This is a genomic window from Chryseobacterium sp. RLHN22 (assembly GCF_051011795.1).
GTDB classification, from domain to species: domain Bacteria; phylum Bacteroidota; class Bacteroidia; order Flavobacteriales; family Weeksellaceae; genus Chryseobacterium; species Chryseobacterium zhengzhouense.
Genome location: NZ_JBPCHW010000046.1, coordinates 1 through 6,565, shown reverse-complemented (window position 1 = coordinate 6,565; position 6,565 = coordinate 1). Strand labels below are relative to the sequence as shown.

The 6,565-nt window shown below is 32.4% G+C and carries 6 protein-coding genes and 1 pseudogene; 1 reads left to right on the top strand and 6 read right to left on the bottom strand.

Annotated features, from left to right (window positions below):
- The 4 genes and pseudogenes from ACR1PN_RS20310 to ACR1PN_RS20295 form a co-directional block, all read right to left on the bottom strand.
- Positions 1-124, bottom strand: a pseudogene (locus tag ACR1PN_RS20310) (IS982 family transposase); the annotation flags it as partial.
- Positions 125-395: 271 nt separating this feature from the next.
- Positions 396-1,499, bottom strand: a complete 1,104-nt coding sequence (locus ACR1PN_RS20305; RefSeq protein WP_378173952.1) for a DNA topoisomerase IB — start codon at positions 1,497-1,499, stop codon at positions 396-398.
- A 9-nt stretch (positions 1,500-1,508) separates the two neighbouring features.
- Entirely contained in the window at positions 1,509-1,676 is a 168-nt protein-coding gene (locus ACR1PN_RS20300; RefSeq protein WP_378173955.1) for a phosphatidate cytidylyltransferase, read from the bottom strand.
- A gap of 125 nt (positions 1,677-1,801) precedes the next feature.
- Positions 1,802-2,239: a DUF6526 family protein gene (locus tag ACR1PN_RS20295; protein ID WP_433981517.1), complete on the bottom strand. Its 438-nt coding sequence runs from the start codon at positions 2,237-2,239 to the stop codon at positions 1,802-1,804.
- Between the two features lie 304 nt (positions 2,240-2,543).
- Here ACR1PN_RS20295 and ACR1PN_RS20290 point away from each other — a divergent pair, with 304 nt between their 5' ends.
- The gene (locus tag ACR1PN_RS20290) at positions 2,544-4,313 is read left to right on the top strand and encodes an aminopeptidase P family protein (RefSeq protein ID WP_433981516.1); all 1,770 of its coding nucleotides are present in this window, start codon (positions 2,544-2,546) and stop codon (positions 4,311-4,313) included.
- A 299-nt stretch (positions 4,314-4,612) separates the two neighbouring features.
- Here ACR1PN_RS20290 and ACR1PN_RS20285 read toward each other — a convergent pair whose 3' ends face one another.
- The gene (locus ACR1PN_RS20285) at positions 4,613-5,647 is read right to left on the bottom strand and encodes a hypothetical protein (RefSeq protein ID WP_433981515.1); all 1,035 of its coding nucleotides are present in this window, start codon (positions 5,645-5,647) and stop codon (positions 4,613-4,615) included.
- A gap of 12 nt (positions 5,648-5,659) precedes the next feature.
- Positions 5,660-6,331: a hypothetical protein gene (locus ACR1PN_RS20280; RefSeq protein WP_433981514.1), complete on the bottom strand. Its 672-nt coding sequence runs from the start codon at positions 6,329-6,331 to the stop codon at positions 5,660-5,662.
- Between the last annotated feature and the right edge of the window lie 234 nt (positions 6,332-6,565).

The following is a 6,565-nucleotide window of genomic DNA, read 5'->3' as shown; positions in this document are numbered from 1 at the left end:
TCATAATAGTCATTACTTCACTTTGAGACATGGCAGATTTTCGGTATCGGATCTTAATTTTTGGATCTTTCAGAGCATAATCTTTGAGAACGTTATCAAATTCTTTAAAAAATTCATCAACAATGTACTAAATAGTTGTAATTTTATCATCAGAAATCATAGCAGAAATTTTAGTTAAATATTTAAATTTCAATACCTTAAATATATTAATTTTTCTGCTTTTTTGTATCATAAATTTATTTATTATTATCCCGAACTCACGTTAATTATGATTTAACTGAAACTTAAAAAATCTTACAAACTAAAACCTTAATGGTTAATGTTTTAGTGTTAATATTATTTACAGTTTAGAAAATTGACAAGCGCAGCGAATTGACCATTCACAATTCACTTTCTCACATCTTCTCCGTTTCCAGAATTTTTAAAACTAATTTTTCCTCATGAGTTAATCCTGCTTTTCCATCATTTTCTTCGATGATTTCTAATTCGTCGAGATATTTTTTAATTGTATTATTTTCGTAAAGATTGATAACCAAAGGATGAACGTAATATTTCCGGCAAACTGTACTCGTATTTCCGAGATGTTCAGCAACAATATCCAAAGCGGCTTTTACCTTCTTTTTATATTGGGAATTATTTTCTGCATAACCAATTTCTTTAAATGCAATTAAAGCATTAACTGTTCCCGACCACGTTCTGAAATCTTTTGCTGTAAAATCTTCACCACTTAATTCTTTAATGTAATCATTCACCATTCCGGAATCTACAGAGTGTCTGTTTCCTTCATCATCGATGTACTGAAATAGCTCTTTCCCAGGAATTTCTTTACATTTCATGATTAATCTTGCCAACCTTTTGCTTTTCAGATTAACATTATGCATTACTCCTTTTTTTCCTTTGAACGAGAAATTGATTTTCTGCCCTTCAACTTTTACATGCTTTCCTTTCAGTGTTGTCAATCCGAATGAGCCGTACAGTTTTTCGTAAATATTATTTCCGATACGGATATTCGTTCGTTGCATTAAACTGACGATTAATGCTAAAATTTTTCTTTTTTCAAAATTTCTTAAAGCTAAATCTTTTTCCAGTTGGAGACGGATTTCAGGTAAGGCATAACCAAACTGAAGCATTCTGTAAAATTTGGTATGATTTCTCAATGCGCTCCATAATGGATGATAGCGATATTGCTTTCGGTTTTTTACGTCGAAACCAGTTGCCTGAAGATGACCGTTATCTAAAGCACAAATCCAGACATTTTCCCAAGCGGGAGGAATGACCAGGCTGTTTATTCTTTTAATTTCTTCTTTATCCTTAATTTTTTCACCCTCTTTGAAATATTGAAATTTTTTTCCTCTTTTTCGACGAATAATTCCGGAAGCTTCCGTATCAGAAGTGTAAATAAGATTCACTGCCTTTGCGGAAGCTACCGGATCTTTCATAATTTTGACAATCTTCGATGGCTTAAGATGAGAAATAATATCTAAATCTGATTGTTCCATAAAAGTTGGTTAAGAGTTTTTACCCCGAGAAAATAGCCATAATAAAATGCCTACTACGCCGACAACCAAGATGATTCCCCACCACATTCCGGCCTTAAAGATTGTTTCTACCGCTTCACAACTTGTCAAAAGCATCAGACTAAGAATAGTCATGCTGTATAAAGTTAACTTTTTCATAATTTATTTATTTTAGGTTTAATATTTTAAATGTTGGATACTAATCAAATTTGATATTTGATATTTGATATTTTAAATAAAACTTCGGTAAATGCCACGAAATTTCAAATCTCAAACTTCAAATTTCAAATCCTATTACGGTCTGCCCTCCATTTTTTGATAGACTTCTTGATTTCATCACCTGAAATATTTTCATGTAATGCTTTATATAAAAGCTCTTTAAACTCATCATCGTATGCAAAACGTAATGCTGCAATCTGACTAAAACTCAGCTTTCCCTCCACTTCATCCGATCTTTTATTGAATAACTCGAAATACCTCTGCTTAAATTCGAGTCTTACCACACGGTTTTGAAGTCCAAGAGCATAATGTTGGCGAACCATAATGGCGAGATAGAGAATCAGAAAAACCAAAACAGAAAAAAGAATCCATAAAAGTTCATGTTCAGAATCTTTCAATACTTTATAAATCCCAAATATTTCTAAAAAGAATAATAAGGGAAGAAAAATAAAGTGATGTGGCGGATAATATTTCCGGTGATTCTTGTAATTCTGTGTTTCCATAGAGGTATAGTAGCAAGAACCTTTCCAAATTTTTTTGATTTCTTAGTTTGTGGTATGCGAAAGTGTTGGAAGATGGGTGTTTGATGCTGGAAGTTATTTAAGTTTGCTAATTCATGATCCATTTTTTACAAGAAATTTTTCAACCAAAAACGCAAATTATGAAAATCATGCCCAAACAATCTTCCCACATTCAGCTTCCAGCGCCCAACCTCATTAACTAAAAACTTTGTACATATTTTAACTTTCCGATTGATCTTTAAGCCTCAAAAATGCGTAACTTCACGTCTTTAAAATTATTAAAATAATGACTTCAAAGGAAAAAGTAGCTGCGCTTCGTGAAGAAATGCAGAAAAACAATGTTGATGCATTTATAGTATATTCAGCTGACCCTCACATGAGTGAATATTTACCTAAAGAATGGCAGGAAAGAGCCTGGCTTTCAGGTTTTTTAGGTTCTGCAGGTTTTGTGGTAATTACAAAAGATAAAGCGGGACTTTGGACAGACGGAAGATATTTCACTCAGGCTCCGATTGAATTGTCAGGTTCAGGAATTGACCTTTTCAAAGACGGAATGGAAGGAACTCCCAACTATATTGACTGGATTATTTCTGAAATTCCTGCAAACGGAAAGGTTGCGGTAAATGCTTTGGCAACATCCCATTCAAACTGGGAACTTTTGTATCAAAAACTGAATGCAAAAAATTTAATTTTAGCCGATATTCCTTTATTAAAAGAAGTCTGGAAAGAAAGAGGTACCCCTCCAAAAAATCCTATTTATACCCATCCCATCGAAAGAGCAGGAAAATCTGTAACCGATAAAATCTCGGCCATCCGTCAGAAAATGGAAGAGCAGGAAGTTACCGTTCATGTAATTTCAAGTCTTGATGATGTTGCATGGACGTTGAATCTGAGAGGAAGCGATGTTGAAAGCAATCCTGTATTTTTAGGTTATATTTTAGTCACTAAAAATGATGCAATTCTCTTCACCGACCTTGAGAAAATGGAAGTTGAAGCGAGAAAACAAATGGATGAAGCCTGGGTAAAAATGATGCCTTACGAAGAATTCTATAATCACCTTAGAACCATTAAAAACGAGAAAATTTTAATTTCACCAAACAGCAATCAGGCAATTTTTGAAGCTTTAAAAATTGATAATACGTTTGTAAAAGCTGCTGTTCCGGGAAATCTGATGAAAGCTCAGAAAAATGAAACTGAACTCGAAGGCTTCAGAAAAGTAATGGTAAGAGACGGAGTTGCGATGGTAAAATTCCTTTACTGGCTTACTCACAATGCAGGAAAAGAAGCCATGAATGAATATTCCATCGGACAAAAACTGAGAGAATTCCGTGCTGCAGGAGAAAATTTCGTTGGCGAAAGTTTCGGAAGCATTGTTGGCTTTAAAGAAAACGGTGCGATGATGCATTATTCTGCAAAAAGTGAAGGAAGCAAAGATGTAACGAATGACGCAAGTATCTTGGTAGATTCGGGAGGTCAATATCTTGAAGGGACAACCGATATTACAAGAACTTTGGCTTTAGGAGCGGTTTCTGAAGAATTTAAGATCAACTCTACTTTAGTTTTACAGGGAATGATTCGTTTATCGATGGTAAAATTTCCAAAAGGAACGAGAGGCGTTCAGCTTGATGCGATTGCAAGACTTCCGTTGTGGATGCACGGAAAAGATTACAATCACGGAACAGGACATGGGGTGGGAAGTTTTATGAATGTACACGAAGGTCCGCAAAATATTAGAAAAGATATGAATCCGCAGGAACTTTTGGTGGGAATGGTTGTATCGAATGAACCGGGTTTTTATTTGGAAGGCGATTACGGAATCCGTCATGAAAACCTGATCGCTGTAAAAGAATCTAAAACCACTATTCACGGGACTTTTTATGAGTTTGAGACTTTGACATTCTGCCCATTCTTTAAAAACGATATTGTAAAAGATATTCTTTCAGAAGAAGAAGTTAACTGGCTGAATTCTTATCATAAAACTTGTGAGGAAAAACTTGCTCCGTATTTGGAAGGAAAAGTTAAAGAGTGGTTTTTGGAATTAGTAAGACCGATTTAATGGTAAATGGTCAATTGTGAATCGTTAATTGTCAATTTTTTTATACCATTAAGATTGAATTAAAAAATTTAGATTATTAAGATTGCTTCGCTATTGATAATTTAAAATAATAAAAATGTCCTGCAATTGGTTTTGTAGGACATTTTTATTCTGCAACCGTATTTTTACGGTTTAATTTTCAGTGAAAAACCTGAAGAATATTTTGCAATGCTACTTTATCTTTGTATCAACCGACCACTTTACATATAGAAAGTTCATTTCTTTGAAAATCATCTCAGATTATGGGATGATTTTTATTTTCAGGAAGAGGCGGGATTTTGATTTCTTTTTATTCGTCTGAAGATTAGCAACATCAAAATCCAGTAAAATAAAAGCAAAATTGGATACGTTACAACATATAAAAATACGTAGCCATGTTTCGTAAAACGCTTTCCTAAACTAAAATTAATTAAGTCAAAAGAAAGAAGATAGATAACATAAAAAAGTATCGGAACCAATACAATTCCTAAAACCAAAATGTACATTTTAGTATTTCTTTTCATTAATTTAAAATGAATAAAAGACATTGCGATAAGTGAAAGTATTGCAATCCCGAAAGGATTTAAAAACAACAATATTTTTGAAATAAAAGAAGGTTTTTCAGAAACTTCAATCGTCATATTTTCTTGATTTTGAGGATCAATTTTCCATTTCAAAATGTTTTTTTCTTTTTTCTCATCACCAAGATTTGAATCTTTGAATTCTACTCCATTATCCAAAATTAAATTAATATCAATCGGTCCGAAAGATTTCCAAAATTTTGATGGATAAAGAGAATACTTTAGTTTATAATCTTTTATAAAACCATAGGTATTGTATTCTAAGTTTGCTTCGTATTTTACTTCAATGATATTTTCTCCCTCCATTAAATCAGCAGAAAAATAAAGCAAACTATTTGGATCAACCGAAACTTTATCAGAATGACTGTATTGCACAAAGAATCCCGTTTCGTTTTGTTGGATGAATGGATATTTCTTTTTTTCAATATCAATAAGTTCAATCTTTTTAGAAACACCATTTACTTTAACTTCCGTGTTATCATAAAGATTAATGGCAATAAATAATAAAGGAAGCGTCTGTTTTTGTGGCGAATAAACACGGTATTTTATAGTGTAATCAGCAAAATAAATTTCATCGACAGGTTCTTTAACTAAACGAATATCAATCACTTCACTTTTTACAGAAGCATTTCCTACACCGTACAAAGTCGAATGTTGAGAACCATCCATCCATGGTTTTGCCATATTTCCGAATAATAACAGAGGAAAAAGAAGCAGGAAAAATAATTTCTTCATCGTTTAAATGTTTTACTTTTTTATTAATTCAATATACTTATCTCCACACTCAAATACCACGTAATAATTCATTGAATTTCCGTAATTCTGAATGATAATTTCGTCTTTATACAAAGTTCCTGAAACCTCTTTAGGTATTGGTAAATCTTTTTCGATGGGCTCGCCTTCATTATCCAGTTCGCCCAAATATTCGCTCCATTCAATATTTTTAAAGATAATATAGTAACCATCCTTTGCCTCATTCAATTCAATTTCTGCATCATCTGAAAACTCCTGTGTATCTGTTTTTAATTTATACTTCAGCTGATTTTTTTGATAATATAAAGTCAGATTCATTTTACATGAATTTCCTTTTTTTAATTGGTAGTGACCTTCGATTTCAAATATTTTTTTTTCTTTTTCAGAATTATCTTTTAAAGAATTAATATTTTCAGATGTGATTGTAATTGTTGAATCTGCTTTTTTTATGGTATCTAAATTTTCCTGAGTATATTCTAACTCTTCTCTTTTTGGCATTCTTCCTCTATCAAAACCTGTTATAAAAATGATTGCTAAAACAATTATACACAGCAATAAAACCGAAACTACAATAAGAATTTTCTTTGCAATCGTAAGTTTTGGAATTTTTAAAATAAAGAATATCAGAATGATGATAACAACTATAACTAATGCTACGACACCCATTTTCTAAGCTTTGTTTAATGAAATTTGGTCTAAAACTAAATGAAAATACAATTTGAATTACAAATTGCATTTGTCTTATCTAAATCTACAAAAAAAATGATAATTTTTCAACATTCGGAGAAATTTTAAATTACCCACTGACTTTTAGCCCTGATTGAACGGCGTGTTTGAGCTCTTTTCATGTGCCTCGGGGGGGGGGGGGGGGGGGGGGGGGGAAAAGAAAAAAAAAAAAGG

Bases quoted from the DNA above. Each gene is read 5' to 3' on its own strand.
- ACR1PN_RS20305 (WP_378173952.1), bottom strand. From the start codon at position 1,499: ATGGAACAATCAGATTTAGATATTATTTCTCATCTTAAGCCATCGAAG.
- ACR1PN_RS20300 (WP_378173955.1), bottom strand. From the start codon at position 1,676: ATGAAAAAGTTAACTTTATACAGCATGACTATTCTTAGTCTGATGCTT.
- ACR1PN_RS20295 (WP_433981517.1), bottom strand. From the start codon at position 2,239: ATGGAAACACAGAATTACAAGAATCACCGGAAATATTATCCGCCACAT.
- ACR1PN_RS20290 (WP_433981516.1), top strand. From the start codon at position 2,544: ATGACTTCAAAGGAAAAAGTAGCTGCGCTTCGTGAAGAAATGCAGAAA.
- ACR1PN_RS20285 (WP_433981515.1), bottom strand. From the start codon at position 5,647: ATGAAGAAATTATTTTTCCTGCTTCTTTTTCCTCTGTTATTATTCGGA.
- ACR1PN_RS20280 (WP_433981514.1), bottom strand. From the start codon at position 6,331: ATGGGTGTCGTAGCATTAGTTATAGTTGTTATCATCATTCTGATATTC.